This window comes from Roseibium aggregatum IAM 12614 (assembly GCF_000168975.1).
Taxonomy (GTDB): Bacteria; Pseudomonadota; Alphaproteobacteria; order Rhizobiales; family Stappiaceae; genus Roseibium; species Roseibium aggregatum.
In genome coordinates, this window is sequence record NZ_AAUW01000002.1 from 1 (window position 1) to 18,802 (window position 18,802).

General features: G+C 59.8%; 16 protein-coding genes and 1 pseudogene. 1 reads left to right on the forward strand and 16 read right to left on the reverse strand.

The genetic code is table 11. The annotated features are described in order from the left end of the window. The 13 genes and pseudogenes from SIAM614_RS02565 to SIAM614_RS02625 all read right to left on the reverse strand — a co-directional run. Positions 1-214 (reverse strand): annotated as a pseudogene (locus SIAM614_RS02565) (hypothetical protein); the annotation flags it as partial. A gap of 210 nt (positions 215-424) precedes the next feature. Then, positions 425-1,867 carry a Ni/Fe hydrogenase subunit alpha gene (locus tag SIAM614_RS02570; RefSeq protein WP_006931831.1) on the reverse strand — a complete coding sequence of 481 codons (1,443 nt, stop codon included), beginning with the start codon at positions 1,865-1,867 and terminating at the stop codon, positions 425-427. An 11-nt stretch (positions 1,868-1,878) separates the two neighbouring features. Continuing rightward, positions 1,879-2,448, reverse strand: a complete 570-nt coding sequence (locus tag SIAM614_RS02575) for an NADH-quinone oxidoreductase subunit B family protein (protein ID WP_006931832.1) — start codon at positions 2,446-2,448, stop codon at positions 1,879-1,881. Then, entirely contained in the window at positions 2,445-3,173 is a 729-nt protein-coding gene (locus tag SIAM614_RS02580; RefSeq protein ID WP_006931833.1) for a 2Fe-2S iron-sulfur cluster-binding protein, read from the reverse strand. The genes SIAM614_RS02575 and SIAM614_RS02580 overlap by 4 nt, the downstream gene beginning before the upstream one ends. After that, positions 3,170-5,050 (reverse strand): NAD(P)H-dependent oxidoreductase subunit E, encoded by a 1,881-nt coding sequence (locus SIAM614_RS02585; RefSeq protein ID WP_006931834.1) that lies wholly within the window; start codon positions 5,048-5,050, stop codon positions 3,170-3,172. The genes SIAM614_RS02580 and SIAM614_RS02585 overlap by 4 nt, the downstream gene beginning before the upstream one ends. A gap of 483 nt (positions 5,051-5,533) precedes the next feature. Continuing rightward, a complete protein-coding gene (locus SIAM614_RS02590) occupies positions 5,534-6,721 on the reverse strand; it encodes a M56 family metallopeptidase (RefSeq protein WP_006931836.1) in 1,188 nt (395 codons plus the stop codon). Next, a complete protein-coding gene (locus SIAM614_RS02595) occupies positions 6,708-7,103 on the reverse strand; it encodes a BlaI/MecI/CopY family transcriptional regulator (RefSeq protein ID WP_006931837.1) in 396 nt (131 codons plus the stop codon). The genes SIAM614_RS02590 and SIAM614_RS02595 overlap by 14 nt, the downstream gene beginning before the upstream one ends. 170 nt (positions 7,104-7,273) lie before the next feature. Beyond that, positions 7,274-7,552, reverse strand: a complete 279-nt coding sequence (locus SIAM614_RS02600) for a DUF2160 domain-containing protein (protein ID WP_040438985.1) — start codon at positions 7,550-7,552, stop codon at positions 7,274-7,276. Further along, the gene (locus SIAM614_RS02605) at positions 7,552-8,349 is read right to left on the reverse strand and encodes a carbohydrate ABC transporter permease (protein ID WP_006931839.1); all 798 of its coding nucleotides are present in this window, start codon (positions 8,347-8,349) and stop codon (positions 7,552-7,554) included. Before SIAM614_RS02605 ends, SIAM614_RS02600 begins: the two co-directional genes overlap by 1 nt. An 11-nt stretch (positions 8,350-8,360) precedes the next feature. Next, positions 8,361-9,227 (reverse strand): carbohydrate ABC transporter permease, encoded by an 867-nt coding sequence (locus SIAM614_RS02610; RefSeq protein ID WP_006931840.1) that lies wholly within the window; start codon positions 9,225-9,227, stop codon positions 8,361-8,363. After that, a complete protein-coding gene (locus SIAM614_RS02615; protein WP_006931841.1) occupies positions 9,224-10,315 on the reverse strand; it encodes an ABC transporter ATP-binding protein in 1,092 nt (363 codons plus the stop codon). The genes SIAM614_RS02610 and SIAM614_RS02615 overlap by 4 nt, the downstream gene beginning before the upstream one ends. Positions 10,316-10,327: 12 nt before the next feature. Beyond that, positions 10,328-11,392 carry an ABC transporter ATP-binding protein gene (locus SIAM614_RS02620; RefSeq protein ID WP_006931842.1) on the reverse strand — a complete coding sequence of 355 codons (1,065 nt, stop codon included), beginning with the start codon at positions 11,390-11,392 and terminating at the stop codon, positions 10,328-10,330. 173 nt (positions 11,393-11,565) lie between these two features. Then, entirely contained in the window at positions 11,566-13,305 is a 1,740-nt protein-coding gene (locus tag SIAM614_RS02625; protein WP_040439129.1) for an ABC transporter substrate-binding protein, read from the reverse strand. Between the two features lie 539 nt (positions 13,306-13,844). Between SIAM614_RS02625 and SIAM614_RS02630 the strand changes: the two genes are divergently transcribed. Next, complete coding sequence (locus tag SIAM614_RS02630) at positions 13,845-14,903, forward strand: NAD-dependent epimerase/dehydratase family protein (protein WP_040438988.1); 1,059 nt, start codon at positions 13,845-13,847, stop codon at positions 14,901-14,903. A gap of 396 nt (positions 14,904-15,299) precedes the next feature. Here SIAM614_RS02630 and SIAM614_RS02640 read toward each other — a convergent pair whose 3' ends face one another. From SIAM614_RS02640 to SIAM614_RS02650, 3 genes are all read right to left on the reverse strand, one after another. Beyond that, positions 15,300-16,436 carry an ABC transporter substrate-binding protein gene (locus SIAM614_RS02640; RefSeq protein WP_006931846.1) on the reverse strand — a complete coding sequence of 379 codons (1,137 nt, stop codon included), beginning with the start codon at positions 16,434-16,436 and terminating at the stop codon, positions 15,300-15,302. Between the two features lie 125 nt (positions 16,437-16,561). Further along, a complete protein-coding gene (gene kynA, locus SIAM614_RS02645; protein ID WP_006931847.1) occupies positions 16,562-17,416 on the reverse strand; it encodes a tryptophan 2,3-dioxygenase in 855 nt (284 codons plus the stop codon). A 133-nt stretch (positions 17,417-17,549) separates the two neighbouring features. Beyond that, on the reverse strand, positions 17,550-18,638 hold the full coding sequence (locus tag SIAM614_RS02650) for an ABC transporter substrate-binding protein (RefSeq protein WP_208983877.1): 1,089 nt from the start codon (positions 18,636-18,638) through the stop codon (positions 17,550-17,552). Between the last annotated feature and the right edge of the window lie 164 nt (positions 18,639-18,802).

Sequence of the window (18,802 nt, forward strand, 5' to 3'; positions counted from 1 at the left end):
ATCTCCCGGAAGGAATAAGCCCTTCTCCGCCGATCTCCGCATCGGCGAAGATCACCACATCGTGGCTTGAGACCGCCAGCGCGTGCTCGGCGACAAGCTGATAATCGGTGTCGACCTCAAGTCCCGGCAAGCTGCGCGCGGCAATGGCCTCGGACAAGGCCGGCCCAAGCCCGTCATCGCCTCTACCTGGATTGCCATAGCCGATCAGCAGCATAAAGGCGTCCTCAATTCTGGGTTCCTACAAAAGCCCTTTCCACCGTCATCCCGGGCAAGCGCAGCGCGAGCCGGGATCGGGGAGGCAATCACCATTCCAAGCTTCTTTTTTCCCAAACGGGAACAAGGGGCTCGCCGATCCCGGATCTCCGCTTTGCTGCGTCCGGGATGACTATCTGAGAGGCATTCATTCCACCGAACCTCCCCATGATCAAACACACTGCGTCCGGCTGTCGACCAGCGCGCCGTCCGCGTTGAACAGCTCCACCTGCAGCGGCATCTGGCCGAGGGCGTGGGTGGCGCAGGAAAGGCACGGGTCATAGGCGCGGATCGCGACTTCGACGTGGTTCAGCATGCCCTCGGTGATCTGTTCCTTGCCGGACAGATGCTTGACCGCGACATCCTTCACCGCGCGGTTCATGCCCTCGTTGTTATGGGTCGTGGAGACAATCAGGTTGCAATAGGTCACCTGGTCATGCTCATCGACCTTGTAATGGTGGATGAGGTTGCCGCGCGGCGCTTCAATCACGCCGATGCCTTCCTCGCGCCGGTCGCCCTTCACGATCAGATCCGTTCCCTGCAGGTCGGGATCGTTCAGAAGCTCCCTGATCTTTTCCACGCAGTGCAGAACCTCGATCATCCGCGCCCAGTGATTGGCCAGCGTGGAATTGTTCGGCGTGCCGCAGGTCACGGCCTTCAGGTCCTTCAGGGCGGCATTCGCCAGAGCCGTATCGATGAAGGCTGCCGTGTTCATGCGCGCCAGAGGTCCGACCCGGTACCAGCCTGCGTCTGAACCAAGCGTCTTGATGAAGGGGAACTTCATGTAGGACCAGGAGCGCACGTCCTCGACGATCAGCTCATGATACTTCGTGTAAGGCACCTGATCGAAAATCATGTCTCCGGTCGAGCTGAGCGCCCGCAAATTACCGTGATAAAGATCGAGCGCACCGTCGCTCTCACGCACCAGCGACATATAGTTGGACGGGAACGAGCCGAACTCGGCGACCAGATCCTCATGTTCCAGCGTGTAGTCTTTTGCGAGCTTCACCGCATCCAGGGACCATTCGATCATCTGATCCACTGAAGCCAGGAAATGATCGCGCCGTTCGATGGGAAGATTGCGGTTGATGCCGCCCGGAATGGCGCCGGTGCCATGAACCTTCTTGCCGGCCGTCGCCTCGATGATTTCCTGCCCGTACTTGCGCATCAGGATGGCGCGCTTGCCGAGTTCCGGGTTCTCCTTGATCACCTCGAAGATGTTGCGTTTTTCCGCAGGCGCGCCGAAGCCGAACAGGAGATCGGGCGCTGCAAGATGGAAGAAGTGCAAAACGTGGGACTGCATCACCTGGCCGTAATGCATCAGCCGGCGCATCTTTTCCGCCGTCGGCGTCAGTTGGTCGACACCGGCGATCATGTCCATGGCTTTCGCCGCCGCCAGATGGTGGCTGACCGGGCAGATGCCGCACAGCCGCTGCACGATCACCGGCACTTCCCACATCAGGCGCCCGCGAATGAAGCGCTCGAAGCCGCGGAATTCGACGATATGCAGCCGGGCTTCATCCACCTCGTTTTCCGCATTGAGATGGATCGTCACCTTGCCGTGGCCTTCCACGCGGGTGACGGGGGAGATTTCAATCAGTCTGGGTTCAGCCATTGTGATCCCCCTCAGTCGAACTTGATCATGTCACGCTCAAAGCCCCGGAACTTGCCGGTCAGCAGCTTGGAAAGCGTATCGAAAATGATGTCCCCACTCGGTGCGCAGCCCGGGATCTGGTAGTCGATCTCCACCACCTGGGAACACGGATAGACCTCGTCCAGCAGCAAGGGCAGGGCCGGATCGTTGGGCACGTTGTGGGTCGTGTTGCGGATGTATTTGCCGGTGATATAGGCCTCGTCCAGACATTCGCGCAGCGGTGCATCGGAATGCATGATCGCGTTGCGCATGGCCGGCAGCCCACCCATGATCGCACATTGACCGAGCGCGATCAGCACATCGCAGTTGCGCCGGAAATCATGCAGCACATGCACGTTCTCCTCGTTGCAGCAGCCCCCCTCGATGATGCCGATGTCGCAGCGCTGGGTGAAGCGCTTCTTGTCGGTGAGCGGCGAGCGGTCGACTTCGACAAGCTGCATCAGCTCGATCAGCCTCTCATCGATATCGAGAATCGCCATGTGACAGCCGAAACAGCCGGCAAGAGAAGCGGTCGCGATCCGGGCCTTGGGCAGCTCGCTCATTTGCGCTTCTCCTCGATGTCGTGGCCGATCAGACCATGATCGAATTCCCGCTCGCCGATGGGAACGGCGAAGCCGACGCGCTTGCGGATGATGCAGCCAACCGGGCAGACCTCGGCCGAGATCGCATGATCGGTGACCTCGGCATCGGTATCGGCAAGGTTCTCGCCGTTGACCGCGACCCGCCGGTGAATACCGCGGCCGACATAGCCGAAGATGCCCTTGCCATCGACGTCCTGGGAGGCGCGGATGCAGCGCCCGCAGGAGATGCAGCGGTTGGTGTCCAGCGCGATGTCGGGGTGAGACGCATCCAGGGCCCGGCACGGTTCCAGATACGGAAATCTGGTGGCTTCCGTCATGTCGAGCCGGTAGGCCATGGCCTGAAGCTCGCAATTGCCGCTGGCTTCGCAGATCGGGCAAAGGTGATTGCCCTCATGGAACAGCATTTCCACCAGGTCCCGGCGCATCTTGGTCAGGCGTGGTGTCTCGTTTTCCACCGCCTGCCCCGGCGCTGCCGGCTGGGTGCAGGCGGCAACGCTGCGCCCGCCTGCCTTCACCGTGCAGACCCGGCAACTGCCCTGGTGGCGCAAGCCCTCGTGATCGCACAGGCGCGGGATATAGACCCCGGCCTCGTCGGCCGCTTCCATGATGGTCTGGCCTGCATAGGCGGTGATCTCCACCCCGTCGATGGTGAAGGTAAAGCCGGTCTCTTTCTTCGTGCCGCTCATTGGGTGAAATCCTTGTCGAAGATATAGGAGCGGCGCTTGGCGATCTTGCGCGCACCGTCGATGGCCGACTGGATGTCGAACGTGTCGCGAATGCCGTCCTTGCTCGGCTTGATCACTGCCGAATAGACCAGCGGAAAGTTCTTCAAGGTGGTGAGGACCGGGTTGGGAGACGTCATGCCGAGGCCGCAGCGGCTGGTCTCGATGATCGTTCCGGACAGGTCCTTGAGGTAGTCTATGTCCTCCGGGTTCGCGAGGCCCTTGCGGAACTTCTGGATCGCCTTCTGCAGAAAGACGTTGCCGACGCGGCAGGGTGTGCAATAGCCGCAGCTCTCATGCACGAAGAAGGACATGTAGTATTCGACGATCTCCAGAACGTTGCGCTCGCCGTTGAAGACGATGATCGCACCACCGGTCGCAAGGTCGTCGAACGTCAGTTTGCGGTGAAAGCTGTCGCGGGCAATCATCGTGCCGCTCGGTCCGCCAACCTGGACGGCGGCAGCATCCTCGCCGCCAACCATCGCCAGCAGTTCCCAGACCGTGTGTCCGTAAGGCAGTTCATAGATGCCCGGGTTCAGGCAGTCGCCACAGACGGAAAACAGCTTGGTGCCGTGCGAGCCTTCCATGCCCATGGCATTGAACCAGGCCGCCCCCTTGTCAAGAATGCGCGCGGCGTGACAGAAGGTCTCCACGTTGTTGACCACCGTCGGATACCCGAGATAGCCGCGGTTGACCGGAAACGGAGGCCGCGTCTTGGGTTCGCCCGGCAGGCCCTCGCAGGAGCTGATAAGCGCACCTTCTTCGCCGCAGATATAGGCGCCCGCACCGAGCTGCAGGCGGATATCGAAATCAAACCCCTTCACGCCCAGAATGTCCTTGCCGAGCAGGCCCCGCCAGCGGCGCTCTTCCAGCACCTGAAGCAGAAGCTCGCGCAAATAGACATACTCGCCGCGCAGATAAAGGATGCCCTCGCGGGCCCCGACGGCTCTTGCCGCAATCGTCATGCCTTCGATCAGCAGATGGGGCCGTTCGGTCAGGAGGACGCGGTCCTTGAAGGTGCCCGGTTCGCCTTCATCGGCATTGCAGATGACGAAGTGCTTTTCGGCACGCTCGCTGGCGGCAAAACGCCATTTCCGGCCGGTGGTAAAGCCCGCGCCGCCGCAGCCGCGCAGCCCGCTTTCCTCAATCGCCGAAATGATCTGCGTCGGGGTAATGGTGGCCGCCTTGGCAAGCCCGGCGTCTTCCGGCACCGGACCGAGCAACACTTCACCTGCATGGCGGATATTGTTGTCGACCATATGCAAGGCGCGTTCGGAGGGTGTCAGCGCCTCGAACCGGTCGCTGATCAGCTGCTCCGGGCTGCGGCCTGCCTTCAACGCCTGCGCGGCGCTGCGCGCCGTCTCCGGCGTCAGCTTCGTCAGGACGATGTCGTTGACCATCGCGGCCGGTGCCTGGTCGCACATGCCGATGCAGGGAGTGTATTCCAGCGAAAACGCGCCGTCGTTGCTGGTCTCGCCCACCTTCAGCCCGAGCTCGTCTTCAAATGCGCAGGCAACTTCCGACAGCCCGGAGAAGCGGTCGACGATATCATCACACAGCCGGATGGTGACCCTGCCCTTCGGTGTCAGGGACAGAAAGGAATAGAAGCTGGCAACGCCTTCCACCTCGATCCGGGTGAGACCGGTGGCAGCGGCGATATGGTCCATGGTCGCCGGAGCAATGCAGCGGTAGCGATCCTGCACCTCGCGCAGGATATCGAGCATGCGATGCTTGTCGTTGCCGAATTGCGCGCAGATCGCGTCGATCTCTTCGGCTGAAACAGGTGCGGTTCCGCAGATGGCCGTCGAGATCCCGTTTCCGGTCTTCTGCCCGTTATCCATGGCCCCTCCCTTCCGATACTCAAAGCTGACTGCACCCGAGCAGGCACAAAACAGCGCCGCCCCTTCCGGAACCGATTGCGGGTGTCGCGCCTGCCCTAAATCGATTTGAGGTCTAACCGGCCTGCTGCACATGATGGCAGCGACCCGCGACAGACTTGTGAAATTTCCCGGTGGCCTCACGCTCCCAGACTTGCAGGGCAACGTCTTTGAGGAAGATCAACCTGCATAAAATCGGGGCAGCCTGTGCCCTCACGGCCCGTCATCGGGATGCGGTTGCGGTCCCGGACTGGCGCACACTTGCCTCCGGCAATCACGTGCATGGCTGAATGTTCAAAGTCGGATGTTGTGAAGGTAACGGGAGAGAAAGCGCCAGTTGCGCAAGCAGTACCACACGCTAGCGTGTGCTTGCGTCATCTCACGAGGGCGTGGTGAGACCTATGCCCTGCTCCGGACGGCAAGCCGACCGGAGCAACGCGACATCCCTCAGCGCAGCGGGCGCTGCGCGAAGGTGTTATAGGCCTGCAGCTGCCCGTTCGAACCGTTTCTGGTTTCCAGCCGTTCCAGGTTGATGATCGCCGACAGCATCAGCCGGTCCTGGCTCCAGTCGGCCGGTTTCTGGATCGACAGAGCCGACAGAAACACCACTGCCACCATGGGCAAGACGGCCAGACAGGTTACACCCCAATGCGGGCGCACCCGGTTGGTTTCCAACAGGGCTTCCACCCGGCGGCGCAGTTTCTGTGCCGGTGAGCGGCGCAGCAGCTTGTCCTGCACTTCCAGAAGGGCAACGGCAGCAATGCCGACGGAACGCTTGCGCGCTTCCCTGTCCTGGTGCTTGCGGATTCCCGCCTGGGCGGCCCGCAGCAGGCACATGCAGTAGGACCTCAGGTCCACATGAGCGTTTTCCGCGACCTTTTGATCGCAGGCCAGTTCACGCAGGCGCTCGACTTCGGACTTCCACATGTAGAAGAACGGGTTCCAGAAAAACAGCGGCCGCAGAAGCTCCAGTCCGATTTCCCAGGTGACGTCGCCCTGGCGCAGATGCTGGAACTCGTGCTTGAGAACCAGCTTCAGATCTTCCGGCTCGGCTAGAAGATCGGACGGGATGACCACGTAGTGACGCTTCAGGCCGCGCGCCGAGAACGGCACCATTGCGCGGTCCGACAAAAGCAGTTGCACACGGCCGTTAGTCCGCCATTCATGGCAGGTGGCCAGCACCCGGTACAAACGCACGAAACCGACGACAAGCTTCAATGCGAAATAGCTGAACCCGGCCACCAGGGCAAAAGCAATTCCGGCACCAACGCCGGTAGACACGGTCAGGATCTTTTCACTGAGCTGCGCGCGAAGGCCCAGCAATGACTGGAAGTCTTCCGCCGGAATGGCAATGCCGCCACGCAGGTACTGCGAGACCGCATAATCGGCCAGATTGACGGACAGGGTCCGGGGGACCACTTCCGCCGACAGCATGTGCTGGTAGCCCATGACGGCGAAAGGCGTTAGCAGGATCAGGGCGAACAAGCCGTTCAGCAGCCCAAGCTGCACGGAAAAATCGACCTTTCTACCGGAACGGGCCAGCAGAAGTTTGGCGCCCAGCCACACCATTGCAGTGATGGCGAGTGTGATGTTCAGATCGATATAGATATCGAAAATCTGGTTAAGTAGCGTCATCTGTCCTCCTCCTGTCCAGCAACGCTCTGATTTCCTCCAGATCGTCTCCCGTGAGTTCGTATTCATCGACAAGCCGGGCCACGAGGGACGCAGGTGTGCCGTCGAACAGTTTTTCTGACAGATTTCGGAGAGATCGGGACTGGTAGGTATCCCTGGTCAGCCGAGGGGAATAGATGAAAGTCTTGCCTTCTTTGCGGCTGTCCACGAAGCCTTTTTCATCCAGAATTCGCATGATGGTGGCACAGGACGTATAGGCGAGTTTTCTCTCCGGCGGCAGACAAGCTAGAATGTCCCGCACGGAGCCTTCACCGAGTTTCCAGAGTTCAGTCATGAACTCCAGCTCGACTTCGGTCAAAAACTCGTTGCTCTTACGCTTTCTCATTACAGTCCTGTACCGATCACGGAAAATGAATGTGGCTTACAACATCTATTCATGCACCAGAATATCGGAAATTACTATGTCTTTAGTCGACGAAGAGGTTCGTGTTTCTCCAATCGTTGAGACGTCCTGATGGACGAAACGCGCGGGAAACCCGCGCGCCTTTGGTCACATCAGACTTTCCAGAAGCAGAACACGCCCCAGCTGATGCTCAGGGCCAGCGGCCACCAGAGCGGGTTGCCCACCAGGCCGAGCCAGGCCAGGAAGATATAGGCCGTTCCGAGCAAGGTGATGAAGAGGCGGTCGCCGCGGGTCGTTTCCAGTCCGAGGACGCCCCTTCGGGCAGCTCCGCCGGGAAACTTCACCTCCAGGGCGGTCAGCACCCCGATTGCGGAGAAGATGCCGACGAACAGCAGAGCCGTCGGCAAGGTCCAGGCCATCCAACCGAGCATCATACCCTCCCCAGGGCAAAGCCCTTGGCAATGTAGTTACGGACAAAATAGATGACGATGGCGCCGGGAATGATAGTCAGGGTCCCGGCGGCCGCCAGCAGACCCAGTTCGTAACCGGCGGAGGAAGCGGTTCGGGTCATCACGGCGGCAATGGGTTTCGCCTCGACGGCGGTAAGTGTCTTGGACAGCAGCATTTCCACCCAGGAGAACATGAAGCAGAAGAAGGCCGCCACCCCGACGCCGGACTTGATGGCCGGCAGGAAGATCGTCATGAAGAAGCGCGGGAAGGAATAGCCGTCCACATAGGCGGTTTCGTCCAGTTCCTTCGGCACCCCGCTCATGAACCCTTCCAGGATCCAGACCGCCAGCGGCACGTTGAACAGGCAGTGCGCCAGGGCAACGGCCAGATGCGTGTCGAACAGGCCGACGGCGGAATAGAGCTGGAAGAACGGCAGCGCGAAGACGGCGGCCGGTGCCATGCGGTTGGTCAGCAGCCAGAAGAACAGGTGCTTGTCGCCCACGAAGGAATAGCGGGAGAACGCATAGGCTGCCGGCAGTGCAACTGTGATCGAAATGACCGTATTGATGGTCACGTAGATGATCGAATTGATGTACCCCCAATACCACGTCGGATCGGTGAAGATGTCGATGTAGTTGGCAAAGGTCCAGGTCTGCGGGAACAGGGTGAACCCGGACAGGATCTCGTTGGTGGTCTTGAAGCTCATCGCGACGAGCCAGTAGATCGGCAACATCAGGAAGAGAATGTAAAGGATGGGAACCAGGCTTTTCAGGCGCATGACGGTTCTCCTCAGGACTTGTTATCGTTCATCGTCATCAGCGTGTAGAACAGCCAGGAGGCGAACAACGTGATGGCGAAATAGATGAGGGACATGGCGGCTGCCGGTCCAAGGTCGAACTGACCAAGCGCGATCTTCACAAGATCGATCGACAGCAGGGTCGTGGAGTTGCCCGGACCGCCCCCCGTCAGCACGAAAGGCTCCGTGTAGATGTTGAAGCTGTCCATGAAGCGCAGCAGCACGGCAATGGTCAGCACCGTTTTCATCTTTGGCAACTGGATGAAGCGGAACACGGCCCAGCGGGAAGCCCCGTCGATTTCCGCCGCCTGATAATAGGCGTTCGGGATCGAGACCAGGCCGGCATAGGCCAGCAGCACCACCAGCGACGTCCAGTGCCAGACATCCATGACGATGATCGTCACCCAGGCCGCAATCGGGTTCTGGGTCATGTCATAGGAAATGCCCAGGGTGTGGTTCAGGAAGTAACCGAGCAGGCCGATGTCCGGCAGGGTGAAGATGTTCCACATGGCGCCGACCACGTTCCACGGGATCAGCATCGGCAGGGCCATGGTGACCAGGCAGAACGGCACCCAGAAACCCTTCTTGGGCATGGACAGCGCAATCGCGACGCCGAGCGGCACCTCGATGATCAGGATCAGGAAGGTGAACAGGAACTGCCGTCCGAGCGCATTGTGGAAACGCTCGGAACGAAGCACCTGCTCGAACCAGTCCAGCCCCTGCCAGAAGAACAGATTATCGCCGAAGGTTTCCTGCACGGAGTAGTTCACCACGGTCATCATCGGGATGAGCGCGTTGAAGGCGACGAGAAGGAGCACCGGGGTTACGAAGAACCAGGCGCGTTGATTTTGCGTTTTCATCGGGCACCTCCCTCAGGCTGGCTCGCCAGCCACCCGTCCTTGTAGAGACGCGTCTGGGATTGTTTGAAGTCGAGCATCACGTCGTCTCCGGCATTGGGTGCTTCGCCCTCCAGAATGGCGTTGATGCGCATGTCGTGAGCGACCGCCTCAACCACCTTGTGGCGGCCGATGTCGGCAACCTTGCGAACCTTCGCCGCAATGCCCGCACCACCGGCGGACACCTTGACGAATTCGGGCCGGACGCCGATCTCCGCCGCGCCATCGCCGGCAGTGGCCACCGGGCCTTCCAGCGCGACCCTTTCGCCGCGGAAGAATGCCGCTCCGTTCTGGACGTCGCAGGGAAGGACGTTCATGCCCGGAGAGCCGATGAAGTGCCCGACGAAAGTGTGGGCGGGACGTTCGAACAGATCCACGGGCGTGCCGATCTGCACAACCTCGCCGTCCTGCATCACCACCACCTGATCAGCGAACGTCAGCGCTTCGGTCTGATCGTGGGTCACATAGATCATGGTCGCCCTGACCCGTTGGTGAAGTTCTTTCAGCTTGGACCGCAGCTTCCATTTCAGATGCGGATCGATCACCGTCAGTGGTTCGTCGAACATCACCACGTTGACGTCCTCACGGATGAGGCCACGGCCCATGGAGATCTTCTGCTTGTTGTCCGGCGAAAGATTTGCCGCCCGGACCTTCAGCATGTCTGTGACTTCCAGCATTTCGGCGATCGCGGCGACCCGGCGCTTGACCGTATCCTCGTCGCGCCCCCGGTTCCTGAGCGGAAAGGCCAGATTGTCGTAGACGGTCATCGTGTCGTAGATGACCGGGAACTGGAACACCTGTGCGATGTTGCGTTTCGCCGGCGGCAGCGACGTGACATCCTGATCGTTGAACAGGATCTTGCCTTCAGAAGGCACCAGCAGGCCGGAAATGATGTTCAGCAGCGTGGACTTGCCGCAGCCCGACGGGCCAAGCAGGGCGTAGGCCCCGCCGTCGTCCCAGGTCAGGTCGATCTTCTTCAGGGCGTAATCTGCGTCGCTCGCCGGATTGGGCTGGTAGCTGTGGCGCAGATTGGAGAGCTTGATTTGTGCCATGATGTCCTCTCCTCAGGCGACCAGCTGGCCGTCAGGCGCAAAGAAGAAACAATGGCGCGGATCCAGGTAGAAACTGTGGACCTCGCCGACGGAATAGGGATGAACTCCCGGAGACAACGACACCCAGGCATTGCCGTCCATGTCGAAGTGGGCGCTGCTTTCCGATCCGCTGAGCTCCGTCACCAGAACGTGACCGTCGAGCTTCACCGTGTGATGGGCACTTTCCACCGGCATGACATGGTGGGGCCTTATCGCCAGGGTGTATGTGCCGTCCTGAAGCCCTGAGGCGGCGCCCGTCACCTGCCAGCGTGTGACCTCGTTGAGGATGACCATGTCACCCTGCTTGGTCACCGGCGCGATATTGATCGGCGGGTTTGAGAAGACCTTGGCCGCATCCAGGTCCTTCGGCTTGCGGTAGATGTCGGCGGTCGGGCCGAACTGCACTACGTTGCCATCGGTCATCAGGGCCGTGTGCCCGCCCAGAAGCAGGGCTTCCTCGGGCTCCGAGGTCGCATAGACGACGACCGCGCCGCGGCCTGCGAAAAGCTCGGGAAGCTGATCGCGCAGTTCTTCGCGCAGCTTGTAATCGAGGTTGGCAAGAGGCTCGTCGAGGAACACCGCGTCGCTTTCCTTGACGATGGCGCGCGCCAACGCGGTGCGCTGCTGCTGGCCGCCGGAAAGTTCATGCGGATTGCGCTTGAGATAGGGCTTCAACTTCATCAGTTGAGCGGCTTCTTCCACCCGGCCCTCTATCTCCGACTTGGCAACGCCCGCGACTTTCAGCGGCGAGGCGATATTGTCGAAAACAGACATATGCGGGTAGTTGACGAAAAACTGATGCACCAGGCTGATGTTGCGCTTTTGCGCGGACAGGCGCGACACGTCCTTGCCGTTGAGCACGATCTGCCCGCTGGCCAGGCTGTCGAGGCCCGCCATCAGCTTGATCAGCGAGGTCTTGCCCGAGCCGGTTTCTCCAAGCAAAACGTTGAAGTGACCGGGATGCAGCGTGAGGCTCGTTTCCTTGACATGGGTGATGCCTGCAACGCGCTTGCTGACGTTCTTGAGTTCTAGAGACATTTATTTTTCGCCCGCGTCCGGACAGGTGCAAATGGCGAAACATTGATTTCGCGCCCTGTCGCTTCGGATCGGTGGTGGACCGGGGAAACGCCCCGGTCCGGCTTGTTGGGTGATGGGTGCCCGGGCACCGTGCGCCGCATGGCGGACACGATGCCCCTGCACGTTGCCAAGGCTTATTTTTCAGCCCAGCGTGCGACCAGTTCGTCGTAGTTCACGGTCTGGCCCTGCGGCTTTTCGTTTTCGAGCTTGGCCTTCGGTGCGCCCGGTTTGTCGAGCCATACCTGCGGGTCGGACTCTTCGTTCAGACGCGGGCCGCACCCGCCGTAGACGTTGGCGCGTTCGTCAGCCTGCTGCATGCGGGCCATGACGATGTCCATTTCCTCGGCCAGACGGTCCATGGCTTCCTGCGGCGTGAAGGCGCCGGAGTTCACGTCACCGATCTGCTGCCACCAGATCTGGGCCAGCTTCGGATAGTCCGGAACGTTGATGCCGGTCGGGGACCAGGCCACACGGTCCGGCGAGCGATAGAACTCGACCAGGCCGCCGAGCTTCGGAGCACGCTCGGTGAAGGACTCGTGACGAACGGTACTGTCGCGGATGAAGGTGAGACCGACATGGCTCTTCTTCACGTCAACCGTCTTGGAGACCACGAACTGCGCATAGAGCCAGGCGGCTTTCGCACGGTCCACCGGAGTGGAGTTCAGGATCGTCCAGGAGCCCACGTCCTGGTAGCCGACCTTCTGGCCTTCTTCCCAGTAAGGACCATGGGGGCTCGGCGCCATGCGCCACAGCGGCGTACCTTCGTCGTCAACCGTGTTGTTGCCTTCGGACTTCGGCTTCACCATGTCCGCGGTGAACGCGGTGTACCAGAAGATCTGCTGGGCAACGTTGCCCTGGCTGAGAGCCGGCAGGGACTGGTAGAAGTCGAAGCTGGCAGCACCCGGAGGCGCATAGTTGCGCAGCCACTCGTCCCACTTGCGGATTGCATAGACGGCCGCCGGGCCGTTTGCAGCACCGCCGCGGGAAACCGAAGCACCAACCGGGTTACAGGTGCCGGCTTCCATGCGGATGCCCCACTCGTCAACCGGGATACCGTTCGGCTCGCCCTTGTCGCCAGCGCCCGCCATGGACAGCCAGGCATCGGTCATGCGCCAGCCGAGGTCCGGTGCGCGCTTGCCGTAGTCCATGTGACCATAGATCTGAACGCCGTCGACTTCCTTCACGTCCTTGGTGAAGAATTCCGCAATATCCTCATATGCGGACCAGTTGACCGGCACACCGAGATCATAGCCGTATTTTTCCTTGAAGGCCTTCTGCAGGTCTTCGCGGTCGAACCAGTCCTTGCGGAACCAGTAGAGGTTCGCGAACTGCTGGTCAGGAAGCTGGTAGAGGTCGCCGTCCGGACCGGTCGTGAACTGGGTGCCCATGAAGTCATCCAGGTCGAGACCCGGGTTGGTGACATCCTTGGCGTCGCCGTTCATCCAGTCGGTCAGGTTGTAGGCAAGCTGCAGACGCGAATGGGTGCCGATCAGGTCGGAGTCGTTGACATAGGCGTCATAGAGGTTCCGTCCGGTCTGCATCTGGGTCTGCACGGCCTGAACCACTTCCCCTTCGCCGAGGATCTGGTGATTGACCTTGATACCGGTGATTTCTTCGAAGGCCTTGGTCAGAACTTCCGACTCGTAGGAGTGCGTCGGAATGCCTTCTGACAGGACGTTGATTTCCATGCCTTTGAACGGTTCGGCCGCCTTGATGAACCACTGCATTTCTGCAAGCTGATCGTCTTTCGACAGAACGGATGGCTGGAATTCCTGGTCGATCCACTTTTGCGCCGCTGCTTCATCGGCAAAAGCGGACCCTGCCCCCGCAAGCACAGCACCAGCTGCGACTGCGGTGAGTAGATACTTACGCATCTGCATCTCCTCCCGTGAGATAATATTCGCCGTCTTTATCCGGCTAGGGATAGATGGTCACAGCATCGCCATGATGTCAAACTAAATTTTTAGTAGATAATCAAGCCGCCTCTATGGAGAGGCAATACATTGTTTTTAAAAGCTTTTCCAGGAAAGGAAACCCAATCAAATGCGATCCAGAAACCCTGCAGCCTGTCAAGCCATGCCTGTAGTGTGGCATAAATTTGACACTGTATGTAGCACGAAATCGGGTTTCGAGTCTTTCATATTTTTCATCAAGACGCTTCTATTGAGGTTCGTTTTGCATCGCAAAACGAAATCTGAATTAATATTTTGCACTGCAGCAGAGCGTGTAGAGTTACATGCAGGCGCTGCGTAGAGCCTGATGATGGACCCCGGTCCTGCTCCGGTGATTAGATGCAGCCAGCCGCGGTGCAGATCATCTCCTGCATTGACGCACCCCCTCCAGTGGCTATGTCTCATGGCGAACGAGCCGCCAGCGCCTTCACGGCTCCCCGAAGCGAGGATCAAAGCAACCAATGACCACTTTTCCAACTGATGAACCGGTGCTGGTAACGGGGGCCACAGGCTATGTCGCCGGCTGGCTGGTGAAAGAATTGCTCGATGCGGGAATAACGGTACATGCTGCCGTCCGAGATCCGGGAGACACCAGAAAGACCGCACACCTTCAGGAAATTGCAGCCACATCACCCGGCACCTTGCGCTTCTTCAAGGCCGATCTGCTGAACGAGGGCTCCTACGCCGAGGCCATGGCAGGCTGCGCGATCGTGTTCCACACAGCCTCGCCGTTCACCACGTCGGTCAGGGACCCGCAACGGGAGCTGGTCGATCCGGCCGTAAAAGGCACAGGGAACGTTCTGGAAACGGCCGCCCGGACACCTGGTGTCAAACGCGTGGTCGTCACCAGTTCCTGCGCGGCCATCTACACCGATGCGATCGATTGCTCAAAGGCGCCCGGCGGCGTTCTGACGGAAGATGTCTGGAACACCTCGGCATCCCTCGACTACCAGCCCTACAGCTATTCCAAGACACTCGCGGAACAGGAAGCCTGGAAGATTGCCGAGGCGCAGGACCGCTTCAAACTGGTCACCGTCAATCCGTCACTGGTGATCGGCCCTGCCCTCAACGACAGGCCGACCTCGGAAAGTTTCAACATCGTCCGCCAGATGGGCGATGGCACCATGAAACGGGGCGCGCCGAAACTCGGCCTGGGGGTTGTGGATGTACGCGACCTCGCAAGGGCGCATATGGAAGCAGGCTTCAGGGAAGATGCCGACGGTCGGCACATCATCTCCGGCCACAACACCAACATTCTGGAACTCGGCAAGGCCTTGATCGAGAAATACGGCGACCGCTACCCGGTCCCGCGCCAGTCTCTGCCGAAATGGATCGTCTGGCTGGTCGGACCGATTGTCGGCGATATTTCCCGGAAATTCGTCGCCAACAATGTCGACGTGAAATGGCGCGCCGACAACACCAAGAGCAAACGTGCACTCGGCATGACCTACAGGCCGATGAAGACCTCCATGGAAGAGATGTTCCAGCAGATGATCGACGCCGGGGCCTTCGGGAAATAGCTCGCGTCAGATCACACCCTCTCCGTTCGCTGAGGTCGCGGCATGGATTGCAGGGTCAAGCCCTGCAATGACGGAAGCTGGGCAAAGTATCGAAGTATACATGCCCTCTATTCTCCTACTCGCTCCCCGTCATCCCATGGCTCGACCATGGGATCCATGCCGATGCCCTTGGGCCAGACCGCAGCCCCAACTGGAATGGTCAAGGTGTGGTTTGCCGGGGGCGAGCCCTGGAAAGACCGCAGTCAGGTGAGGTGTAATTTCGCCAGCATAGGCAATGGAACCCAGCCCCGTGCTTCCGGCGAAGCGCGAGCCGGGACCGGGGAGCCCCATGATTTCAAAAAGAAAAAGGCGCAGCCGGAAGCCGCGCCTTTCTGATGAAGAAAACCCGAAGTGGGCTTACATCTTGCACTCGTCCGAATAGGCATCGCCGTGATCGGTCAGGGCCGTTCCGACGATCTTGTTGGTGTAGACGTCACCTTCCTTGATCACCTCACGGACGTAGATGTCCTGGATCGGGTGATGGTTCGGGCCGAAGCTGAACTTGCCACGCACGGACGGGAAGTCGGCGGCTTCAAGAGCTGCGCGGAAAGCGTCCGCGTCCGTCACATCCGATTTGGCCATGGCCGACAGCAGCAGGTTGGCGGTGTCGAAGCCCTGGGCCGCATAGAGCGACGGCAGGCGGCCGTATTCGGCCTGGAAGCTTTCGACAAACGCCTTGTTGGCATCATTGTCGATGTCCTTGCTCCACTGGCTGGTGTTCTTCACCCCCAGCGCCGCATCGCCAACGGCCTGCAGGATGCCCTGATCGAACGAGAAAGCCGGACCGACGACCGGCAAGCCGATGCCGCTGTCGGCATATTGCTTCAGGAAGGAAATCCCCATGCCGCCGGGCAGGAAGAAGAACACGCTGTCGGCGCCCGATGCGCGGATCTGGGCAAGCTCGGCCGCATAGTCGGTCTGGCCCAGCTTGGTGTAGATCTCACCCGCCAGTTCGCCGTCATAGTAGCGCTTGAAGCCCGTGAGCGAATCCTGGCCGGCCGGATAATTCGGCGCCAGGATAAAGGTCTTCTTGAAACCGGCTTCCTTGGAGTACGCACCAGCGGCTTCATGCAGGTTGTCGTTCTGGTAGGCGACGCTGAAATAGTTCGGATGACAGCCCTTGCCGGCCAGTGCGGAAGGCCCCGCGTTCGGCGACAGATAGAACTTGCCCTGAGCCGTTACCGACGGCACCACCGCCATGGCCAGGTTCGACCAGATGATACCGGTCAGGACGTCGACCTTGTCCGACTGGATCATCTTGTCGGCAAGTTGAACCGCCACGTCCGGCTTGCGCTGGTCATCCTCGATGATCACTTCCAGGTCCTTGTTGCCGGCTTGTTTGACCGCCAGCATGAAGCCGTCGCGCGCGTCGATGCCGAGACCCGCGCCACCACCAGACAGCGTCGTGATCATGCCGACCTTCACCGGTTCGGCCTGGGCGGCTCCTGCCAGAATGGCCACCAGGCTGGCAGCCGCAGCAAATTGTTTCAACATAGGAAATCCCCTCTCTTAAGTCCCTTGAGCCCGCTTGCGGGGCTCTTGAAACGACACTCTATCGGCACATTCGCGGATGGCAAACATGCAATTCGTCATAGAGTGAGAGGAGCGCTCCCTTTACTTTAAAGAGCGGTGCGCACGTGCCAGAGTTCGGGGAAGAGTTCGACTTCCAGCATGCGTTTCAGATAGGTCACGCCGCCAGTGCCGCCGGTCCCGCGCTTGAAGCCGATCACCCGTTCCACGGTGGTGACATGATTGAAGCGCCAGCGGCGGAAGTAGTCTTCCAGATCAACCAGTTTTTCACCAACCTCATAGAGCGCCCAATGGGCGGCCGGGTCCCGGTAGACCGTCTGCCACAAAGCCATGATCTCGGGGATTTCGCGATGCGGGGCAGACGAAGGCTCGGCGATGGCGCTCTCCGGCACATCGAGCCCCTGACGGCGGGCAAAGGCAAGCACGACCTGATACAGGCTCGGCCGCGCCAGCTCCGCATTCAGCAGAGCAACGCTTTGCGCGTCATGCTCATGCGGGCGGATCATCGCCGTGTTCCGGTTGCCCAGCGCATATTCGATCAACCGGTATTGCAGCGACTGGAAACCGGAGGACATGCCGAGCGCATCGCGGAACTGCGTGTAGTCGCTGGGGGTCATTGTCCGCAGCACGTCCCAGGCTGAATTCAGCTGCTCCATGATACGGCTCACCCGGGCAAGCAACTTCATCGCCTGCGGCATGTGATCGTCTTCAATGGCCTCGCGGGCGGCGTTCAGCTCATGCAGCATGAGCTTCATCCACAATTCCGAGGTCTGATGCTGAATGATGAAAAGCAGCTCGTCGGACGCATCGGACAAGGGCGCCTGAGCGCGCAATATCTGTGTCAGGCCCAGATAATCGCCGTAGGACATCTTGTCCGCAAAGCGCATCTCGGCGCCTTCCGATTCCGGATTATAGGCTTTTTCCGGCTCGACTTTATCGTTCATGGTTCTCCCCGCTGGTCTCTTCGAACGACCGTTTGACGGCATCTATAGCCTCCACACGGCAGAGTTGGATAGAAGAGATATCAAAGGGTCATGACAAAACGGGTGGATACCGGCGCTTCCCTCCGGCGTGTTCTCAATTGTCGGCGGCTTCCAGAATGGCGGTTGCGGAAAAGTCGTAGTGGCTGCGGTTGGACATTGATTTGCAGAAGCCCGCAAAATCTATCTTGTCCCAGTTCCCGTCCCCAAGCCGACTGAGATAAACGTCCACATTCTGCGAGGTAATGGGCGACATCTTGAACATGACATCGACGGAGACCTCGCTCTGGATGCGTCTGAAATAATGGTCTCTCAGCATGACAATCGACCAGGCACCCGCGAAAAAATGACCGCCATGGGTCATGGTCAGGTTGCCCGATTTCACCGAGTTCATACCCCTGTTTGACCAGTTGAGCCCTGCAAACAAGATGTCCTTGCCGATATGCAATCCGGCCTCGGCCGCTGCCCGTTGTGCGCCGAGGGCAATCTCGTCATTTGCGCCCCACACCACATCGATCCGCGTCCGGTTCAGGACGTTGCGCGTGCGCACGAAAGCAAGTTCCTCGTTCCAGTTCACCGGAATGGCATGGACCAGCTTGACATCGCTGTTGTCCGCGACGGCGCGCATCATGCCGAGTTCGCGTTGAAGGCCGGCAGGTGTGGTCGTGTCACCTGTCAGCGCAAGCAGCCGGATTTCCTTTACCTGCGGATGAAACAGCCGCGCCTCGTCAAACAGCGACTGCGCCATGTCGTAACCGGCCGTTTCATTATCCGGAACGATCGAGGCAATGATGCCGCTCAGATCGATATTCCGGCGTTCGAGTTCAACCCTTTGCTGGGGTGTCAGCTTGTTGAGCAGGAACAGAACCTTGCTGGGCTTGCCTTCCATAAGCTGCATCAGCCGGGCTGCTGACTGGTTCTCGTTGACCAGGATGAAATAGTCGGGCAGGTCCCCCTGGTCCAGACGGCGTCTGAGCAGTTCCTGCATGCCGTAGGGACGCCGGTTTGCGTAGAGAATTTCCAGGTCGACATTCAGATCGGCGGCAGCAGCAGACATCGTTTTGGACACGTCGCCCCAGAAGCCCGTTTCACCACCCGGATTGATGAAGGTCACGCGAAAGTCCGACGCCTGGACCACACTGGCCGCAATCCAGAACCAAACCATGCACAGCAGTCTGACGAACATATCTATCCTTCGCACTTCAACCTTGCCAGCAACGGACCTGCAGCCCGGCTCGCCTTGACAGACGTGCCCCGAACCTTGGCTCTGAAGCCCGTCCGCCGCCAGGGAAAGAGGCTGGAACAGCTTCATGTTCATATGAACCACAAAACACATTCTGAAGAAGCGGC